The sequence below is a fragment of the Roseovarius sp. AK1035 genome (genome assembly GCF_003288315.1).
Lineage (GTDB): Bacteria > Pseudomonadota > Alphaproteobacteria > Rhodobacterales > Rhodobacteraceae > Roseovarius > Roseovarius mucosus_A.
Genome location: NZ_CP030099.1, coordinates 3651439 through 3668953, shown reverse-complemented (window position 1 = coordinate 3668953; position 17515 = coordinate 3651439). Strand labels below are relative to the sequence as shown.

At 63.0% G+C, this 17515-nt stretch carries 15 protein-coding genes; 9 read left to right on the top strand and 6 right to left on the bottom strand.

Annotation, left to right across the window (positions count from 1 at the left end; all coding sequences use genetic code 11):
* Nucleotides 1-24 precede the first annotated feature (24 nt).
* The 6 genes from prfA (at nucleotide 25) to RAK1035_RS17470 (ending at nucleotide 6399) form a co-directional block, all read left to right on the top strand.
* On the top strand, nucleotides 25-1071 hold the full coding sequence (prfA, locus tag RAK1035_RS17495; protein WP_037298501.1) for a peptide chain release factor 1: 1047 nt from the start codon (nucleotides 25-27) through the stop codon (nucleotides 1069-1071).
* Nucleotides 1068-1925, top strand: a complete 858-nt coding sequence (gene prmC / locus RAK1035_RS17490; RefSeq protein WP_008282410.1) for a peptide chain release factor N(5)-glutamine methyltransferase — start codon at nucleotides 1068-1070, stop codon at nucleotides 1923-1925. The genes prfA and prmC overlap by 4 nt, the downstream gene beginning before the upstream one ends.
* 206 nt (nucleotides 1926-2131) lie before the next feature.
* Complete coding sequence (locus RAK1035_RS17485) at nucleotides 2132-2872, top strand: DUF4167 domain-containing protein (RefSeq protein WP_008282409.1); 741 nt, start codon at nucleotides 2132-2134, stop codon at nucleotides 2870-2872.
* Between the two features lie 112 nt (nucleotides 2873-2984).
* Nucleotides 2985-3728, top strand: coding sequence for an RNA methyltransferase (locus RAK1035_RS17480; protein ID WP_008282408.1), 744 nt, complete (start codon nucleotides 2985-2987; stop codon nucleotides 3726-3728).
* A 56-nt stretch (nucleotides 3729-3784) separates the two neighbouring features.
* On the top strand, nucleotides 3785-4927 hold the full coding sequence (ctaA, locus tag RAK1035_RS17475; protein WP_112303112.1) for a heme A synthase: 1143 nt from the start codon (nucleotides 3785-3787) through the stop codon (nucleotides 4925-4927).
* A 2-nt stretch (nucleotides 4928-4929) separates the two neighbouring features.
* A complete protein-coding gene (locus RAK1035_RS17470) occupies nucleotides 4930-6399 on the top strand; it encodes a carboxypeptidase M32 (protein ID WP_008282406.1) in 1470 nt (489 codons plus the stop codon).
* Nucleotides 6400-6402: 3 nt separating this feature from the next.
* On the opposite strand, the gene RAK1035_RS17465 is transcribed toward RAK1035_RS17470, so the two are convergent.
* From RAK1035_RS17465 to RAK1035_RS17455, 3 genes are all read right to left on the bottom strand, one after another.
* A complete protein-coding gene (locus RAK1035_RS17465) occupies nucleotides 6403-8307 on the bottom strand; it encodes a nucleoside-diphosphate sugar epimerase/dehydratase (RefSeq protein ID WP_112303111.1) in 1905 nt (634 codons plus the stop codon).
* A gap of 142 nt (nucleotides 8308-8449) precedes the next feature.
* Nucleotides 8450-9085, bottom strand: a complete 636-nt coding sequence (locus RAK1035_RS17460) for a sugar transferase (protein ID WP_008282404.1) — start codon at nucleotides 9083-9085, stop codon at nucleotides 8450-8452.
* Nucleotides 9082-9930 (bottom strand): NAD-dependent epimerase/dehydratase family protein, encoded by an 849-nt coding sequence (locus tag RAK1035_RS17455; RefSeq protein WP_008282403.1) that lies wholly within the window; start codon nucleotides 9928-9930, stop codon nucleotides 9082-9084. Before RAK1035_RS17455 ends, RAK1035_RS17460 begins: the two co-directional genes overlap by 4 nt.
* Before the next feature lie 180 nt (nucleotides 9931-10110).
* On the opposite strand from RAK1035_RS17455, the gene RAK1035_RS17450 reads away from it, so the two are divergent.
* The gene (locus RAK1035_RS17450; RefSeq protein ID WP_232279239.1) at nucleotides 10111-11148 is read left to right on the top strand and encodes a polysaccharide biosynthesis/export family protein; all 1038 of its coding nucleotides are present in this window, start codon (nucleotides 10111-10113) and stop codon (nucleotides 11146-11148) included.
* Nucleotides 11149-11232: 84 nt separating this feature from the next.
* Here RAK1035_RS17450 and RAK1035_RS17445 read toward each other — a convergent pair whose 3' ends face one another.
* From RAK1035_RS17445 to gyrA, 3 genes are all read right to left on the bottom strand, one after another.
* Complete coding sequence (locus RAK1035_RS17445) at nucleotides 11233-11583, bottom strand: DUF6614 family protein (protein WP_008282400.1); 351 nt, start codon at nucleotides 11581-11583, stop codon at nucleotides 11233-11235.
* Between the two features lie 80 nt (nucleotides 11584-11663).
* Nucleotides 11664-12242 (bottom strand): hypothetical protein, encoded by a 579-nt coding sequence (locus tag RAK1035_RS17440; protein ID WP_008282399.1) that lies wholly within the window; start codon nucleotides 12240-12242, stop codon nucleotides 11664-11666.
* Between the two features lie 136 nt (nucleotides 12243-12378).
* Nucleotides 12379-15078, bottom strand: coding sequence for a DNA gyrase subunit A (gyrA, locus tag RAK1035_RS17435; protein ID WP_008282398.1), 2700 nt, complete (start codon nucleotides 15076-15078; stop codon nucleotides 12379-12381).
* Nucleotides 15079-15299: 221 nt separating this feature from the next.
* On the opposite strand from gyrA, the gene RAK1035_RS17430 reads away from it, so the two are divergent.
* Both RAK1035_RS17430 and RAK1035_RS17425 read left to right on the top strand, forming a co-directional pair.
* Nucleotides 15300-15569 carry an usg protein gene (locus RAK1035_RS17430; RefSeq protein WP_008282397.1) on the top strand — a complete coding sequence of 90 codons (270 nt, stop codon included), beginning with the start codon at nucleotides 15300-15302 and terminating at the stop codon, nucleotides 15567-15569.
* A gap of 86 nt (nucleotides 15570-15655) precedes the next feature.
* Nucleotides 15656-17473, top strand: a complete 1818-nt coding sequence (locus RAK1035_RS17425; RefSeq protein ID WP_008282396.1) for an SLC13 family permease — start codon at nucleotides 15656-15658, stop codon at nucleotides 17471-17473.
* Nucleotides 17474-17515 lie beyond the last annotated feature (42 nt).

The window sequence follows — 17515 nt, the reverse complement described above, 5'->3', positions numbered from 1 at the left end:
AGGATGGGACAGAGGATCATTCCCATGATACCCTTGGACAGATTGCAACAGATCGTGGAGCGCTTTGACTATGTCGAGGCGCAGATGATGCAGGGCGGTGGCGATATTGCCCGCCTTGGCCGCGAATATTCCGAATTGAGGCCCGTGGTTGAAGAGATCCGGGCCTATCGTCTGGCCGTGAACGATCTGGACGGTGCGCGGGCGATGCTGGCCGATCCCGAGATGCGCGATCTGGCGCGCGAAGAGGTGGCGGTGCTGGAGGCGCGGTTGCCCGAGATGGAGCAGCGGTTGCAACTGGCGCTCTTGCCCCGCGACGAGGCGGATGCGCGGCCTGCCATCCTTGAAATCCGGCCCGGCACGGGGGGCGAGGAGGCGGCGCTCTTTGGGGCGGACCTGATGCGGATGTATCAGCGCTATTCCGAGGCGCGCGGCTGGTCCTTTGAGGTGATCGAAGAACAGCAGAGCGAATTGGGCGGTATCCGCGAATTGGTGGTGCGGATTGGCGGTGAGGGCGTTTTTGCCCGGCTCAAGTTCGAATCGGGGGTGCACCGCGTGCAGCGCGTGCCCGAGACCGAGAGCGGCGGGCGTATTCATACCTCTGCCGCGACCGTGGCGGTGCTGCCCGAGGCGGAAGATGTGGATATTCAGATCAACGCCAATGACCTGCGGATCGACACGATGCGGTCGTCTGGCGCGGGTGGCCAGCATGTGAACACCACCGATTCGGCGGTGCGGATCACACATTTGCCCACAGGCATCGTGGTCACGAGTTCCGAGAAATCGCAGCATCGCAACCGCGAGATCGCGATGCAGGTGTTGAAGACCCGGCTTTACGATTTGGAGCGCAATCGCGTGGACAGCGAACGCTCTGCCAATCGGGCGGCGCAGGTGGGCAGCGGCGATCGGTCAGAGCGGATTCGCACCTATAATTTCCCCCAAGGGCGGATGACCGATCACCGCATCAACCTGACGCTTTACAAGCTGGAGCAGGTTCTTGGCGGTGATCTGGACGAGGTGATCGACGCGCTGACAGCGGATGCACAGGCCAGCCTGCTGGCTGAGATGTCGTGATCCTGCGCGACGCCCTGGTAAGCGCCGTGCGACGGCTGGAGGCCGAGGGGATCGAGGGGGCTGCGGGCGATGCGCGGGCGCTTTTGGCGGGCGCGGTGGGCCTCGCCCGTGACCGTCTGACGCTGCATCTGGGGGAGGATCTGGACGCGGCGGCCTTGGCGCGGTTCGAGGCCATGATTGCCCGGCGGGCGGCGCGCGAACCTGTGGCCAAGATCCTTGGGCGGCGGGTGTTCTGGGGGCGGGAATTCGAGGTTACAGCGGATGTTCTTGATCCACGCCCGGAAACGGAATGCCTGATTTTCGAGGCGCTGGCTGGACCCAAACCATTGACTTTGCTTGATCTTGGCACGGGCAGTGGAATTCTGGCGGTGACGCTTTTGGCGGAATGGCCGGACGCGGGGGGCGTGGCCACGGATGTGTCCGATGCCGCCCTTGACGTGGCCACGCGCAACGCGGCGCGGCATGGGGTGGCGGGGCGCTTGACGCTGAGCCGTTCGGATTGGTTTGCGCGGGTGGCCGGGGTGTTTGATCTGATCGTGTCGAACCCGCCCTATATCGCGGCGGCGGAAATGGCGGGGTTGATGCCCGAGGTGCGCGAGCACGATCCGCGCGGGGCGCTGACCGATGAGGCGGATGGGCTGACCGCCTATCGGGCGATTGCGGCGGGGGCGGGGGCGCATCTGAGCCCCGGTGGGCGTCTGATGGTTGAAATCGGGTGGAAACAGGGGCCGGCGGTGGCCGATCTGCTGTGTGCGGAGGGATTCGACGCGGTGACGATCCGGCCCGATCTGGAAGGGCGCGACCGGGTGGTCTGCGGGGTTTGGCCGGGGACCTCACGCAGAAATGAGCCATAATTGGCGAGATTTGCGGAAATTTTCCGCTTTGCTCTTGTATGGTCGGGCGGCGCGTGCTTATTGGGGAGCAGTCACGACGGAGGATGCCCAATCGGGCGGTCCCGCTTGACACCAAGCCAGAACATGTCCGATCCGGTTTCATTCGGCGCAAGGGGCGCCCATCGGGTCAAGCGAACATTTTGAGCATCAGGGCTGGACAGCACCATATGAGATCATCGAAGTCACGTCAGCGGAACAAGCCGAACCGCAATCGAACCGTCGGGAACGTTGTCAATCGCGTGTTTGACAGCTCCGGCCCAGAGGGCAAGGTGCGCGGCACACCGCAGCAGATCATTGAGAAATACAACCAGTTGGCGCGCGATGCGCAATTGGCGGGTGACCGGGTTGCGACCGAGAATTTCCAGCAGCATGCAGAACATTACCTGCGCCTGCTGAGCGAGGCGCAGAAGGAACAGGACGCGCGGCGCGAGGAGCAAGAGCGCTTCAACCGTGATCGTCAACAGGATCGCGACCGCGACCGCCCCGAGCGGTCTGGTGGGCGTGAAAGCGACGAGGGTGAACAGCCCGTGTCGCAGGATCCCGCAGCCCAAGCGCAGCCCGATGTGATCGGCAGCTATGACGAGCGCGACATCGGTCTGGTCGAGACGCCCGAAAGCAAGCCGCAGCCCGAACCGTCGCGCCGCCGGGCGCATTCGGCGGACCGCGGTCCGCGGCGTGGACAGGATCGCGCAGGCGATGCAGGTGCTGGGGCTGTTGCCCCAGAGCCGCGCGCGGAGGCCCCGGTGCCAGAGGCAAGCGGGACAGATGCCCCGGCGCCCGAGGCTCCGGCCCCAGAAGCTGCCGCCAAGCGCCCGCGCAAGCCACGCGCCAAGCGTGCCCCCAAAGCCGAGGGCAATGGGGCCAATGGCGATGCGGGCGGCGAGGTTGCGACCAAGGCGGCCGAGTGATCCGATCCGGTGCCCCCTTGGGGCGCGGTGCGAGATGAGTATTTGAAGAACGATGAAAGAGGGGGCTTGCCGGTGGCGGGCCCCCTTGCATGACACCGGAGTGAGAGTGCCTATGCCGAGCGACCGACCCCAACCCGCCTTTGTGCTCGTGCGTCCGCAGATGGGCGAGAATATCGGGGCGGCGGCGCGGGCGATGTGGAATTTCGGTCTGGACCGGATGCGGCTTGTTGCGCCGCGCGACGGGTGGCCCAACCCCAAGGCCGATGCCATGGCAAGCGGGGCGGGGCGGCTTTTGGATGAGGCGCTGTTGGTTGCGGATACGGCCGCAGCGGTGGGGGATTGCACCTATGTGCTGGCCACGACGGCGCGGGCGCGGGGGCTGACCAAGCCGGTATTGAGCCCCGAGCGCGCGATGGTGGTGGCGGCGGAAAAAATTGCGGCTGGGGAAAAAGTGGCGGTGCTTTTTGGCCCCGAGCGCGCCGGGTTGGAAAACGACGATATCGCCCGCGCCAATGCGATCATCAACGTGCCGGTGAACCCGGAATTTGCCAGCCTTAATCTGGGGCAATGCGTGCTTTTGATGGCCTATGAATGGCAGCGCGCGGCGGGGCAGGTGGTGCCTGAGCGGGTTGATCTGGCCAAGACCGACTGGGCCGCGCAGGTCGAGGTTGAGGCGCTGGCCGCGCATTATGAGGAGCGGCTGGAGGAGGCCGGTTTTTTCTTCCCCGAGCACAAGGTCGAGAGTATGAAAACCAACCTGCGCAATATGTGGAGCCGGATGCCGATGACGCGCGCCGATGTGCAGACCTTGCACGGTGTGATGCGGCAGATGGTCCGCTGGAAGGCGCGCGGTTGAAGCACGGTGGGCTGAGCCCTAGTGTTGCCTGGTGCCAAGGGAAAAGAGGCTGAGGGATGAGCGGAAAACGCAGCATTTTCGAAGAGGTGGGGCAGGCCGAGGCGGTAAAGCCCGTGCCGCAGGGCGGCATGATCGACGCGGGCCGTCGGGGCGCGCGGGGGGCGATCCGGGTCTGGCTGATGGTGCTTTTTGCGCTGGTTGTTGTGATGATCGCGGTGGGGGGGCTGACGCGGCTGACTGACAGTGGCCTTAGCATCACCGAGTGGAAGCCGGTGACGGGCGCGCTGCCGCCGATGTCTGAGGCGCATTGGATGGAAGAATTCGACAAGTACCGCGCCATTCCGCAATATGAGTTGGTCAACAAGGGCATGACCCTATCGGAATTCCAATTCATCTATTGGTGGGAATGGGGCCACCGGCAATTGGGCCGGGTGATCGGGCTGGTCTGGGCCTTGGGGTTCTTTGGATTTTTGCTGGCGCGGCAGATCCCGAATGGGTGGAGCGGGCGTTTGCTGCTACTGGGTGCGCTGGGCGGCACGCAGGGGGCCATCGGCTGGTGGATGGTATCCTCTGGTCTGACGGGCGAAATGGTGGCGGTGGCCTCTTACCGGTTGGCGACGCATCTGGGGCTGGCCTTTGTCATCCTTGGCGTCATCGCGTGGTTCGTCTTTCTGCTTGGGCGCGAGGAGCGCGAGTTGATGCAGGCGCGGCGGGGGCGTGAGGCGAAGCTCTATAGCCTGTCGACGGGGCTGATGCATTTCGCATTCCTGCAAATCCTGCTGGGGGCGCTGGTGGCGGGGATTGATGCCGGGCGCAGCTATACCGATTGGCCACTGATGGCGGGGGGCTTTTTGCCGCCTGATATGATGGAATTGCAGCCATGGTGGCGGAACCTCTTTGAGAACGCCGGGACGGTGCAGTTCATTCACCGGATGAGCGGCTATCTGTTGCTCGCCTTTGCCGTGGTGGTTTGGTTGCGCGGGCGCAAGAGCGCGCATGAGCGCACGCGGGGCGCGTTCAACGCTGTCTTTGCCGTGCTTTTGTTCCAGATCGCTTTGGGCATCATGACGGTGCTTTATATCGCGCCGTGGCACTTGGCGATTGCGCATCAGTTCGTGGCGGTCATCCTTTGGGTGTTGATCCTGCGGGCGCGGTTCCTGAGCCAGTATCCGCGCGCCACATCCATTCGGGGAACCTGAGCATGAGCGCCTATGACGATCTGATGGCGCGCGAGCGCGAAACGCAGGCGCTGGCGCAGGTGGCCGGGCGGCTGGGCTGGGATCAGGAAACCATGATGCCGCGCGGGGCCGCCGATCAGCGGGCCGAGGAATCAGGTGCGATGCAGGCGGTATTGCATGCGCGGCGGGTGGACCCGGCGCGGGGCGATGTGCTGGCAGAGGCAGAGGGGCAGGCGACCGAGCCTGTGGCGCGGGCGCAGTTGCGCCATATCCGGCGCGATTATGAGCGGGCGGTCAAGGTGCCGGGGGATCTGGCCGTGGCGCTGGCGCGGCTGACAAGCCGGGCGCAGGGGCAATGGGCCGAGGCGCGGGCGGCGGATGACTATGCCGCCTTTGCGCCCGTGCTGGCCGAGGTGGTGCGGCTCAAGCGCGAGGAAGCGGCGGCGTTGTCGGCGGGCGGTACGCTTTATGATGCGCTGCTTGAGGATTACGAGCCGGGGATGAGCGCGGCCAAGCTTGATGCGATGTTTGCCGAGATGCGGCCCCGGTTGGTGGCGCTGCGCGGCGCGGCGCTGGCGGTGGAATGGCCTAGGCTGGAAGGGCGGTTTGACCGCGACGTGCAATTGGCGCTGTCGCAGGAGCTGGCGCAGGTGTTTGGCTATGATCTAAGCCGGGGGCGGCTGGATCTGGCGGTGCATCCGTTCAGTTCGGGCAGTGGCGATGATGTGCGCATCACGACCCGGGTGAGCGAGGTGGACCCGTTCAACTGTTTTTATTCCACCATCCACGAGGTGGGGCATGCCTGCTATGAGCAGGGCATTGATCCGGCCTATCGCCTGACACCTCTTGGGCAGGGTGTGTCGATGGGGGTGCATGAAAGCCAGAGCCGGATTTATGAAAACCAATTGGGGCGCAGCCGGGCGTTTTGTGGCTGGCTTTATGGGCGGATGCGCGATGGGTTCGGCGATTTTGGCATTGCCGATGAAGAGACATTCTATCGCGCCGTGAACCGGGTGCATCGTGGCTATATCCGGACCGAGGCAGATGAGGTGCAATACAATCTGCATGTCATGTTGCGCTATGATCTGGAGCGGGCCTTGATCGCGGGGGATCTGAGCGTGGCCGATCTTGAGGCGGCGTGGAACGACCGCTTTGCCGCCGATTTCGGATATGCGGTGGATCGCGCGTCGCATGGCGTGTTGCAGGATGTGCATTGGTCGGTGGGGCTGTTTGGTTATTTCCCGACCTATAGCCTTGGTAACCTTTATGCCGGGTGTCTTTTTGAGGCGTTGCAGGCCGCGGTGCCGGGGCTTGACGCGCAATTGGCACGGGGGAAGTTGGCCGAAGCGACGGTGTGGTTGCGCGGCGCGGTGCAGCGGCATGGCGGGCTATTCGAGCCGGCAGAGGTGATTGCGCGGGCCTGTGGCGCGGCCCCGACGGCGGGGCCACTTCTGGATTATCTCGACCGGAAGTTTGGCGATTTGGCGGGCTGAGGCCTATTGATTGACCGTGGCGTCGGGGCGATCTTCGATCTGTTCGATCCATTGCGCCAACACGCTGCGCAAGAGGGCGACATCGCGGGTCTCGATCGCTTCGGACAGGGATTTCAGCGCCTTGGCAAGTTCGATTTCCGACAGATGCCCCTCTTGGGCGCGCAAGATCTTGGGGTGGGGTGTGGTCAGCATGTCAGAGCCGATCAGCAGTTCCTCGTAGAGCTTTTCGCCGGGGCGCAGACCGGTGATCTCGATCTCGATGTCGCCATCGGGGTTGTCAGCATCGCACACGGTCAGGCCGGAGCCTTCGATCATCTTGCGGGCCACATCGCGCACGGCGATGGGTTTACCCATGTCGAGCACGAAGACATCGCCGCCGCGGGCAAAGGAGCCGGCCAAGAGCACGAGGCGCGCGGCCTCGGGGATGGTCATGAAATAGCGGGTGACATCGGCATGGGTCAGCGTGACCGGCCCACCGCGCGCGATCTGTTCGGCAAAAAGCGGGATGACAGAGCCGGACGAGCCCAACACATTGCCAAACCGAACCATGGAAAAGCGTGTGGTGCTGGTGCGGGTGGCGAGATCCTGCACGATCATTTCGGCAAAGCGCTTGGATGCGCCCATGACACTGACCGGGCGCACAGCCTTGTCGGTGGAGACGAGGATGAAGCGTTCAACGCCTGCGTCCCGCGCTGCCTGTGCCACGGTGCGCGTGCCGATGACGTTGTTGCGCATCCCCTCGATGGCGTTTGATTCGACCATGGGCACATGTTTATAGGCGGCGGCGTGCAGCACGATTTCCACCTTGCGCGATTGCATGAGCACGTTGACGAGGGATTTCTCGCAGACCGAGCCCAGAACAGGGGAAATCCGCATCAAAGGTGCAAGGCTGCGCAATTCGCGCTCGATTTCGAACAGGGCGTGTTCGGCGTGGTCAAGAAGGATGAGATGCGCAGGCTCATAGGCGATAAGTTGGCGGCACAGTTCTGAGCCGATAGAGCCGCCTGCGCCGGTGACAAGGATGCAGCGCCCTTTGTAGCTGTCGCGCGACCCCGGCAGTTTGTCGGCCAGACCGTCACGACCAAGAAGCTCGTTCAGATCGACCGGGCGGCTTTGATAGAGGCTATGGGCGTCGTTCGAGATCAGGTCGGCAAAGGAGGGCAGGGCGTGCACCTCGACCCCATGTTCGGCGATGCGCCGCGTCAGCAGGGTGCGTTTGGCGGGCGGGGCGCTGGGCATGGCGAGGATCACGCGCTGAATGTCATAGCGTTTGACAAGTTCGGGCAAATCCTCGGATTTATGCACTTTGAGCCCGGCGATGGTCAGGGATTGCAGGCGCGGTTCGTCATCCACAAAGGCCATGGGCAATACGGCATCATCGGTGGCAAGGGCCGTGGCCAGCTGTTGGCCAGTCTGGCCTGCGCCATAGATCAGCACGCGCAGGCGCCGGTTGCCGTTGCGGTAGATTCGAAGAAGCGCGATGCGCAGCGCCAGTCGAGAGGTGACGGACAGGATAAGAAACATCATGCCACAGACGATATAGACCGTGGCGGGGGGGGTGACGTCTGGGTCTAAGGCGGAAAACGCAAGCCCGGTGGCGGTGATGGCCAGCGCCACCCAGCCAGAGCTGAGCATGCCCTGCATTTCGTAGGATTTCAGCTTGACCTTGTGCAGGCCGAAATAGGTGGCGAGCGCGGCTGCGATGCACATCATCGCAAAGAGATCGTTGGAGGCGGCGCTGAGATTGCTCGACAGGGCAGAGGGCCCCAGAAACAGAACCATAGAGAAGCCGTAAGACAGCACCACAATCAGCATGTCTAGCGTCAGGAAAAACGCCTGTTTCTGGCCCTGTTTCAGTGAGGTGACGGTTTTGTACAGCACGGCACGATCCCCTGATATCAAGCACATTGAAATCAAACTGTTTGTAGGCATTCACGGCGGCTTAAGGAATGCCGATTCATCGCGATTTGAAAAGAGATGCGCTGCTTCTGAGCAAGTTTTAGCCGATTGGATCAAAAAATGTGCAAAAGATGTTGGGTGGCTCTTGGGGTCAGCCCCGCTTCACGCGGTAGCTTCGCCGTCGTGAGAACACACGAATCACAGTTTGGTAAATCAGTCGGATATCGTAACAAAGGCTTTGGTGGCGGGCCCAGATCAGGTCGAGCCGGGCCTTTCGCGGGATGCAGCGGGTGACATAGGTGCTCTCGCCGCTTTCGTGGCAGCTGCAGGCCAAGAGCAGCTTTTCTTCGGTGCGGTGATAGACAAGAGTGGCGAGCCCTGTAACGCCGGGGCGTTTTTCCAGCACGCGGGCGTAGATTTCAGGGCAGCTTTCAACATAGCAGCGCAGCGGCGGGCGGGGGCCGACAAAGCTCATGTCGCCGCGCAAGACGTTGAGCAATTGCGGCAGTTCATCGAGACGGGTGGCGCGCAGGCGGCGTCCAAGAGGGGTTACGCGGTGCTGTTTATAGCCGCTGGAGACGCCTGCATCGTTTTCTACCACGCGCATCGTGCGGAATTTCCAGAGGCAAAACGCGGTGTCGGGCGTTTTCATCCGTTCCGAGAGGTAGAACACGGGCCGTCCGTCGCAGACCGCAATGAGCAAAGCGATCACAAGCATGACCGGTGACAGCAGCACGATCAACAGCAGGGCTAATCCCACGTCAAAGGCCCGTTTAGCCGGATTCATGCTGCCATCTCCAAGCTGTGCCAATCGTCGATCATCGCGCGTGCTGTGTCTTTCAGATACAGAAAGGGAAGCAAACCGGCAAGAGAGCTGCCATCAAGGGTAACGGCCTGCACGGCGTTTTCCGGGGCCTCTTGCCAGATGAGGGGCCGGTCGGCAGCGCGCACAAGGCTTTCCATGGTCACGGGCACTGGCGCGGTCACATTAAGCCGCGTGGGCAAACGGTCTGGCGGCAGCTGAGCCAAGGCGCAAAGCACCTGTGCAAGGTCACCGGGCGCGATATAGCTGCGCAGGGGGCCGGTGCCATCGGCGAAGCGGTCAAGCCGTACAGGGCCCTTGCCCGCGCGCAGGGCCGGGGCGAGGCTGTCGGCCCCCACGACATTGGCCAGTCGCAAGCAGCAATGGCGCGTCTCGTCCGAGGGCAGCGCGCGCACCGCCTCTTCCATCGCCAGCTTGGCATGGCCATAGGCGTTGGCGGGACGGGGGGGCGTATCCTCGGTCAGGGCTGTGCCGGGGCCGTAGACCGCAGCGGAGGAGAGATGCAGCATCCGCCGGGCACCGCAGGCCCGGGCCAAGCTCGCGCCGTGATGCACGAGGGTCACATTGGCGGCAAGATCCTCGGATGTGCCTGAAATTTGGCCCCAAAGGGCTATCACAGTGTCGCAGCGGGGCAGCACGGATGGCAGCGCCTCCCCCGGCGACCACAGGATATCCGCCGGGCAGCGACGCGCCAACCATAGCGGGCGCGGGCCTGCCGGGCCCTGCCAAGCCCTGCGCAGCAGCGTGCCGATGCGGCCGGTAGAACCGGTGATCAGCATGGTTTCATCGTGGCATATTTCGGCCAACATAGGGTGGTGCCTGACGTTCGAGGGCAGATTCCGATTGTCTAGCACGGTCGGACCGGGGTAGGAACCGATGCAATGCCAGAGGGACCGGGGAGTCGGAGAGTGACGCGCAAAATCAGGGTTATCCTCGGAATCATGATGTTTGCCGCGTTGGCGGCATGCAGTCTGCCCCGAGGAGCCGCCTTGCAAAGCGAGGTTCTGGCCGAGAAAGACAACAAGGTGCCGACGTTTCAGGTGGTTGAGGTCACACGCCGGTCGACTCCGGCGTTGGCGCTCTGGCCGGCCTCGGGATGGAAGGGCAGCTATAACTGGCTGTCCGCCAGCCGCGGGCCGGATTCGTCGATCATCCAGACGGGTGACAGGTTGGCTGTGGTGATCTGGGACAATCAGGAAAACTCTTTGCTGGCGAGCGAAGCATCGCGCTCGACGCCGATTGAGGGATTGACGGTCTCGTCTTCGGGCACTGTGTTCATGCCCTATATTGGCGAGGTTGCGCTGCGTGGCATGACCGAGTCGGAGGCGCGCGCCACGTTGCAGACGCGGTTGCTGGAAATCGCGCCATCAGCGCAGGTGCAGTTGACCGTAGAGCCGGGCCGCAACAATGCCGTGGATGTTGTGGGGGGCGTAGCGGCACCGGGAAACTATCCGCTTTTGTCACGCAACACCCGTATTCTGAGTGTCTTGGCCAGTGCGGGCGGTATCGCGCCGACGATGAATAACCCGCTGGTGATCCTGCAACGCGGCGGTCAGGTGTTTGAGACGCGGGCCGAGACGCTCTATGCCGAGCCGGCGCGCAACGCGCTGGTCCAGGGCGGTGATCAGATCGTCGTGACCGAGGATGACCGCACCTTCAACGTGCTGGGGGCCGCTGGCAGCCAGAAGGTGATTCCCTTTGAGGAGGAGCGGATCACGGCGATGGAGGCGGTATCGGCCATGGGGGGCTTGAGCGCTGCGCGGGCCGATCCCAAGGGTCTTTTGGTGCTGCGCGAGTATGAGCCGCAGCACATCAACCCCGACAAGCCCGGCCCTGAGCTGCGTCAGGTGATTTTCTCTTTGGATTTCACCAATGCGGATGGTCTGTTTGCGGCGCGCCAGTTCCATATCAATCCGGGCGATACGCTGCTGGCCACCGAATCGCCGGTCACGCGCGTCCAGACCATTCTTGGCCTCTTTGGGACGGTGGTTGGCTTTGCCTCGACCGCGAATAACGTCGCGAATTAAGGTGCACGCCTAACACCGGTGCGCAGGCGGGGGACGCTGTCCCCCGGACCCCCTGAGGTATTTCAGGCCAGATGATCGCCTGCGTCAGATAAGGGACATGCGTTCGGCCCCTTCCGCATCCGGGAAAGGGCGGTAGAGCGCAAACCGGGACTGTGCGATCTGGGCATGCACGCGGTCATGCAGCACGGTTGTTGTTTCATCCTGCGCCCCGGTGAGGCGAAAGGCGCGGTCAAGCTGGGCCAGATCCTCAACCTCGATTTCAAGCAGGAAATCACCATAGGCATCGGCGGCAAGATTGAGTTTGCGGCGGCAAAGGCGCCAGCGCCCGATGGTGCCGTGGCTGTGGAGATGTGTAAGCCACGCGTCCAGTGCTGCGGCAAAGGCCAGCGCCTTGGCATCCTGCTTGAGGTCGATCATGCAGCAATAGAGGTTCATTCCCAGGCATCCTGTGCAAGCAGCGGCGTGCCCAGTCTGGAGCGCAATGGTTGAGACAGAGTTAAGCGGCCCCGGTCCCGTCAGATATTCGCAAAGATGTTTTCGGCGTCGTCCTCGTGGGAGGCGGGGCGACGCGACAGGGTGGAGGCGGCGAGGGCGGAGCGTATTTCCTGTTGAACGGGCCGTTTTTGCACAGTCTGTGGCGTGATGCGGCGGGGGTTGATGGCCCGTTGCGCCATGGCGCGGCGTAGGCGTGCGCGGTGAGCGAGGACCGAGGCGCGGCGCAGGGCACCGGGACCGAGGGTGAGATAGGTCAGCAGCACCGCTGTGGCCAAGGTCAGATCGCGCCAAAAGGCCGAGAGGCTATCGGGGGTGACGATAATGAGGTTTTGCACGAGGCTGGAGCAGAACACCAAGAGGGCGAGGCTTAGCGCGCAGAGGCGGAGCTGCAGCCCGGCCATGAGCGCCGCGCTGAGGCAAAAGAGCAGGGTCGAGCCGATCAAGTCTGCCGTCGCATGCGGCAGCAGGGCGGCAAAGAGTGTTGCGGCGTCGAGCCCTGAGACAAGATCGAGCGAGAGCGCAAGGAAATACGAGCCGATCACGATCCGGATCAGGTTGAGGCCGGTCTGGTCCATGCTTTGGCGCAGGGGCGTTGTCATGTGAGAATCCGCTGTGAGGGGGTCGGAAACCAAGTGAGACAAATACAACCATGCCGCGAGGCGACTAGGGTATCATCACTGTAAATCCGGCGAAAATGGGGCCGGAGCGTGATGATACCCTGACGCGCGTCTGGGATCAGCCTTCTGCGGTCTCGTCTTCTTCGGCCTGTTCGGCGATCCAGGCGACCGAGACCACCTCTTCTCCGGCGCCGGTGTTGAACACCTTGACCCCGCCTGCGCTGCGGGAGCGGAAGGAGATGCCCATGACGGGCACGCGGATCGACTGGCCCTTGGAGGTGGCGAGCATGATCTGGTCTTCGAGCGTGACCGGGAAGGAGGCCACGACCGTGCCGCCGCGCATGCCCTTGTCCATCGCCTGCACGCCCATCCCGCCGCGCCCGCGCACGGGGTAATCGTGGCTGGAACTGAGTTTGCCGGTGCCGCGCGCGGTGATGGTCAGGATCAGATTCTCGGCCGCCTGCATTTCCGCGAATTGTTCCGCGCTGAGGGCGGCGTCGGCATTGCCTTCGTCATCGCTTGTGCCGTCGTCCTCGGCCCCGGCCAATTGGCGGCGCATCTTGAGATAGGCGGCGCGGTCATCGGCGGAGGCGTCGAAATGGCGGATCACGGACATCGATACCACGCGGTCATCGCCGAGCAGGCGGATGCCGCGCACGCCGGTGGATTTGCGGCCCTTGAAGACGCGCACCTCGGTCGTGGGGAAGCGGATGGCGCGGCCTGAATCGGTGACCAGCATCACGTCATCCTCGGGGCCGCAGATGCGCGCGTTGACCAGTTCAACGCCCTCGGGCAGGTCCATCGCGATCTTGCCATTGCGCATGACATTGGTGAAATCCGAGAGCGCGTTGCGCCGCACATCGCCTGCCGAGGTGGCAAAGACGATTTGCAGGTCTTCCCAATCTTCTTCGGGGCGGTCCACGGGCATGATCGCGGCGATGGAAACGCCGGTCGGAATGGGCAGGATGTTGACGATGGCCTTGCCCTTGGAGGTGCGCCCGCCGAGTGGCAAGCGCCATGTCTTGAGCTTGTAGACCATACCGCCGGTGGTGAAGAACAAGAGCTGTGTGTGGGTATTGGCGACAAAGAGCGTGGTGACCACGTCTTCATCCTTGGTGGCCATGCCCGACAGACCCTTGCCACCGCGTTTTTGTGCGCGGAAATCGGCCAGCGCCGTGCGTTTGATATAGCCGCCACTTGTGACGGTCACGACCATATCCTCGCGTTCGATGAGGTCTTCGTCTTCCATATCGCCGGACCAGTCCACGATCTCGGTGCGGCGGGGGACGGCGAAGAGTTCACGCACTTCGCGCAGTTCGTCGGAAATGATCTGCATGATCCGCTCGCGGCTGGCCAGAATGGCGAGGTATTCCTTGATCTTGCCTGCGAGGTCTTGGAGTTCGTCGGTGACTTCTTTGACGCCCAGTTGCGTGAGGCGTTGCAGGCGCAGATCGAGAATGGCGCGCGCCTGTACTTCGCTCAGGTTATAGGTGCCATCGGCATTGGCCGGGTGGCTGGGATCGTCGATCAGCGCGATATAGGGCAGGATGTCGCCCGCGGGCCAGCGACGTTCCATCAGTTTCTGGCGCGCCTCGGCGGCATCCATGGAGCCGCGGATCGTGGCCACCACCTCATCCACGTTGGACACAGCAACGGCCAGACCGCAGAGCACATGCGCGCGCTCGCGCGCCTTGCGCAGGTCATAGGCGGTACGGCGCGCGACCACCTCTTCGCGGAAGGTGATGAAGAGCGACAGGAACCGGTGCAGCGTCAATTGCTCGGGTTTGCCGCCGTTCAATGCCAGCATGTTGCAGCCGAAATAGGTCTGCATCGGGGTAAAGCGGTAGAGTTGATTGAGCACCACCTCGGCGGTGGCGTCACGTTTCAGTTCGATCACCACGCGCACGCCGTTGCGGTCGGATTCGTCCTGCACATGCGCGATGCCTTCGATCCGCTTGTCACGGGCGGCCTCGGCGATCCGCTCGATCATCGTGGCCTTGTTCACCTGATAGGGGATTTCGTCGATGATGATGGCGTAGCGGTCTTTGCGGATTTCCTCGGTGCGGGTTTTGGCGCGGATGATGACCGAGCCGCGCCCTTCGAGATAGGCCTTGCGCGCGCCGGAGCGGCCCAGCATCAGGCCGCCGGTGGGGAAATCGGGGCCGGGGATATATTGGATCAGATCCTCGCTCTCGAGATCGGGGTTGTCGATCAGCGCCAGCGTGGCATCGACCACCTCGCCCAAGTTATGCGGCGGGATATTGGTGGCCATGCCGACGGCGATACCGCCCGCGCCATTGACCAGCATATTGGGAAAGCGGGCGGGCAGGACGGTGGGTTCGCGGTCTTTGCCGTCGTAATTGTCCTGAAAATTGACGGTCTCTTTTTCGATATCGGCCAAGAGATAGGCGGCCGGTTTGTCCATCCGCACTTCGGTATAGCGCATGGCGGCGGCGTTATCGCCATCCATCGAGCCGAAATTGCCCTGACCATCGAGCAGGGGCAGGGACATCGAGAAATCCTGCGCCATGCGCACGAGCGCGTCATAGATCGCGCTGTCGCCATGGGGGTGGTATTTGCCCATCACATCGCCCACGGCGCGGGCGGATTTGCGGTAGGGTTTATCGTGGGTATTGCCGCTTTCGTGCATGGCATAAAGGATGCGGCGATGCACGGGTTTGAGGCCATCGCGCAGATCGGGAATCGCGCGGCTGACGATCACGCTCATGGCGTAATCGAGATAGGAGGTTTTCATCTCATGGGTGATCGAGACGGAGGGGCCGCTATAGGCGGGCCGCTCTGGCGGGGTTTCATCCATGTTTTCAGGGGGTTGAGGCGTATCGCTCACGTTTGGGACCGTCCTGTGATCATTCTCTATATCTTGTTGAAAGGACTATATCAGAGGCAGGATATAGGGTGCAATGGGGCTGGGGAATTGCCTTTGTCAGCCAGCAGTCATGAGTGCTAACATACTGTTTTAATTGAAAAGTAATTTATTTCTGGCACCATGAGTCTGTCAGGCAGTGACAGGAGAGACACATGCAGATGTCTGAGACGGAAATGATGCTCAGGGGATATGGGCTGACGACGGCGGAATTTTTCTATCGGATGCCCGATTATCGCAACGTGCTGAACAGTTATCTGTGGCAGGATTTTGATCTGGCGCCGGACCATCCCAAGCTCTTTGGCTTTATCGAGTTCTGGCAACGCGAGATTGAGGGGCCGTTGCATTCCGTGCGCTTTACCCATCGCAAGCTGATCGCGCCGGGGGAGTGGCGTAACGTCGTAGGTGAATTCACGCTGCACTAGGGCGGGGCGGGACTTTGACGGGTTGAAGCCCCGAAGCTGGCGTGGTCTTTTTCTGGCAGGGCCGGGTGCGCCCGCAGGAGAGGCGCATGACCGCAGCACAGATGATGATCCTTGGCATTCTGGCGCTGACCATGGCGCTGTTTCTCTGGGGGCGGTTGCGGCATGACGTGGTGGCGTTATCCGCCCTTATGGCCTGTGTCGTGACAGGGTTGGTGCCGGGAGCAGAGGCCTTTGCCGGGTTTGGGCATCCGGCGGTGATCACCGTGGCCTGTGTGCTGGTGCTGAGCCAAGGGTTGCAGAATACCGGGGCGGTCGATGCTTTGGCACGGACGGTGTTGCCGCGCGACGCGGGGCGGTTGGTGAGCATCGGGGCGATCTTGGCGCTGGGTGCGGCGCTGTCGGGGTTCATGAACAATGTGGGAGCGATGGCGCTTTTGATGCCTGTGGCGGTGCAACTGGCCAAGCGGCTTGAGATGCCAGCGGGGCAGGTGCTGATGCCTTTGGCGTTTGGCACCATTTTGGGGGGGATGACGACGCTGGTCGGCACGCCGCCCAATCTTATCGTCTCGGGCTTTCGCGAGGACGCCGGGCGCGGTGCCTTTGCCATGTTCGATTTCGCGCCGATTGGCGTGGCTGTGGCGGTTGTGGGCGTGCTGGCGATCACGTTTATCGGTTGGCGCATTGTGCCTGCGCGCAAGGCTGCGGGCGCATCAGAGTTTGACGCCGGGGCCTATATGACCGAGGTGCGGGTCGGCGAGAAGAGCAAGGCCATTGGCCTGACACTGCGTGCCTTTGAGCGGGAGGTCGAAAGCTCTGATGCGCAGGTGGTCGCGCTGGTGCGCAATGATGTGCGCCTGCTGGCACCGCATGGCGGTCGGCGCATCCGGGGGCATGATGTGCTGGTGCTTGAGGCAGATGTCGAGGCGTTGGCGGAAACGCTGTCGGTGTTTGATCTGACGCTGGAGGAAGACGTCAAACAGGCCAAGGACGCGACACCGGTGGACGCAGAGGAGGAGGCGAGTGAGGAGGCCAAATCCAACGATGAGCGTGACACGGTGCTGCGTGAAGTGGCGGTGCTGCCCGCATCGTCGATTGTCGGTCTGTCGGCCAGCGACCTGCATTTGCGCACGCGCTATGGGCTGAACCTGTTGGCGGTGGCACGGGCGGGGCAGGCCCCGCGTGCCCGGCTGCGGTCGGTCAAGCTGCGCTCGGGTGATCTGCTTTTGATGCAGGGACCGGCGGAATCGCTGTCGGAATTCATCCATGACACCGGCTGTGTGCCGCTTGGGGCGCGCGATTTGCGCCTGCCAAGCCGTCGGATGGCAATCACGGCGACGGCGATCATGGGTATGGCGATCCTGTTGGTGACGTTTGGTGTGCTGCCAGCGGCGGCGAGTTTTGCGTTGGGCGTGCTGGCCTCGATGCTGTTTCGCACGGTGCCCCCAAGAGAGGTCTACACGGCGATTGATTGGCCGGTGATCGTGCTTTTGGCCGCGCTTATCCCGGTGGCGGGGGCGATGCAGGAAACCGGGGCGGCGGGGGTTCTGGCGGAATTTCTGGTGGCAGAGGTGGCGCGCGGGCAGGCGGTTGCGGCGCTGGCCGTGATCCTGATCACCACGATGTTCCTGTCGGATGTGATGAACAATGCCGCGACCGCCGCCGTGATGTGCCCCATCGCGCTGGGCATTGCGGGAACATTGGGGGTGAGCCCGGACAGTTTCCTGATGGCGGTGGCGATCGGGGCCTCTTGCGCCTTTCTCACGCCTATTGGGCATCAGAACAATACGCTCATCCTTGGTCCGGGCGGGTTTCGGTTTGGGGATTACTGGCGGCTTGGGTTGCCGCTAGAGGCTTTGGTGGTGGCGGTTAGCCTGCCGCTCTTGCTGATCTTCTGGCCGCTCTGACGCCTGCACGCCCAAGGGCGCGCGGCGTCAGGGGCAACGATA

Excerpts from the sequence above, each read along its gene's own strand:
- RAK1035_RS17440 (WP_008282399.1), bottom strand. The coding sequence starts at position 12,242 with ATGACAACGCCCCTGCGCCAAAGCATGGACCAGACCGGCCTCAACCTG.
- RAK1035_RS17430 (WP_008282397.1), top strand. The coding sequence starts at position 15,300 with ATGCAGATGTCTGAGACGGAAATGATGCTCAGGGGATATGGGCTGACG.
- ctaA (WP_112303112.1), top strand. The coding sequence starts at position 3,785 with ATGAGCGGAAAACGCAGCATTTTCGAAGAGGTGGGGCAGGCCGAGGCG.
- prfA (WP_037298501.1), top strand. The coding sequence starts at position 25 with ATGATACCCTTGGACAGATTGCAACAGATCGTGGAGCGCTTTGACTAT.
- RAK1035_RS17465 (WP_112303111.1), bottom strand. The coding sequence starts at position 8,307 with ATGTGCTTGATATCAGGGGATCGTGCCGTGCTGTACAAAACCGTCACC.
- RAK1035_RS17485 (WP_008282409.1), top strand. The coding sequence starts at position 2,132 with ATGAGATCATCGAAGTCACGTCAGCGGAACAAGCCGAACCGCAATCGA.
- RAK1035_RS17480 (WP_008282408.1), top strand. The coding sequence starts at position 2,985 with ATGCCGAGCGACCGACCCCAACCCGCCTTTGTGCTCGTGCGTCCGCAG.
- RAK1035_RS17445 (WP_008282400.1), bottom strand. The coding sequence starts at position 11,583 with ATGAACCTCTATTGCTGCATGATCGACCTCAAGCAGGATGCCAAGGCG.
- RAK1035_RS17460 (WP_008282404.1), bottom strand. The coding sequence starts at position 9,085 with ATGAATCCGGCTAAACGGGCCTTTGACGTGGGATTAGCCCTGCTGTTG.
- RAK1035_RS17470 (WP_008282406.1), top strand. The coding sequence starts at position 4,930 with ATGAGCGCCTATGACGATCTGATGGCGCGCGAGCGCGAAACGCAGGCG.
- RAK1035_RS17425 (WP_008282396.1), top strand. The coding sequence starts at position 15,656 with ATGACCGCAGCACAGATGATGATCCTTGGCATTCTGGCGCTGACCATG.
- gyrA (WP_008282398.1), bottom strand. The coding sequence starts at position 15,078 with ATGGATGAAACCCCGCCAGAGCGGCCCGCCTATAGCGGCCCCTCCGTC.
- RAK1035_RS17455 (WP_008282403.1), bottom strand. The coding sequence starts at position 9,930 with ATGTTGGCCGAAATATGCCACGATGAAACCATGCTGATCACCGGTTCT.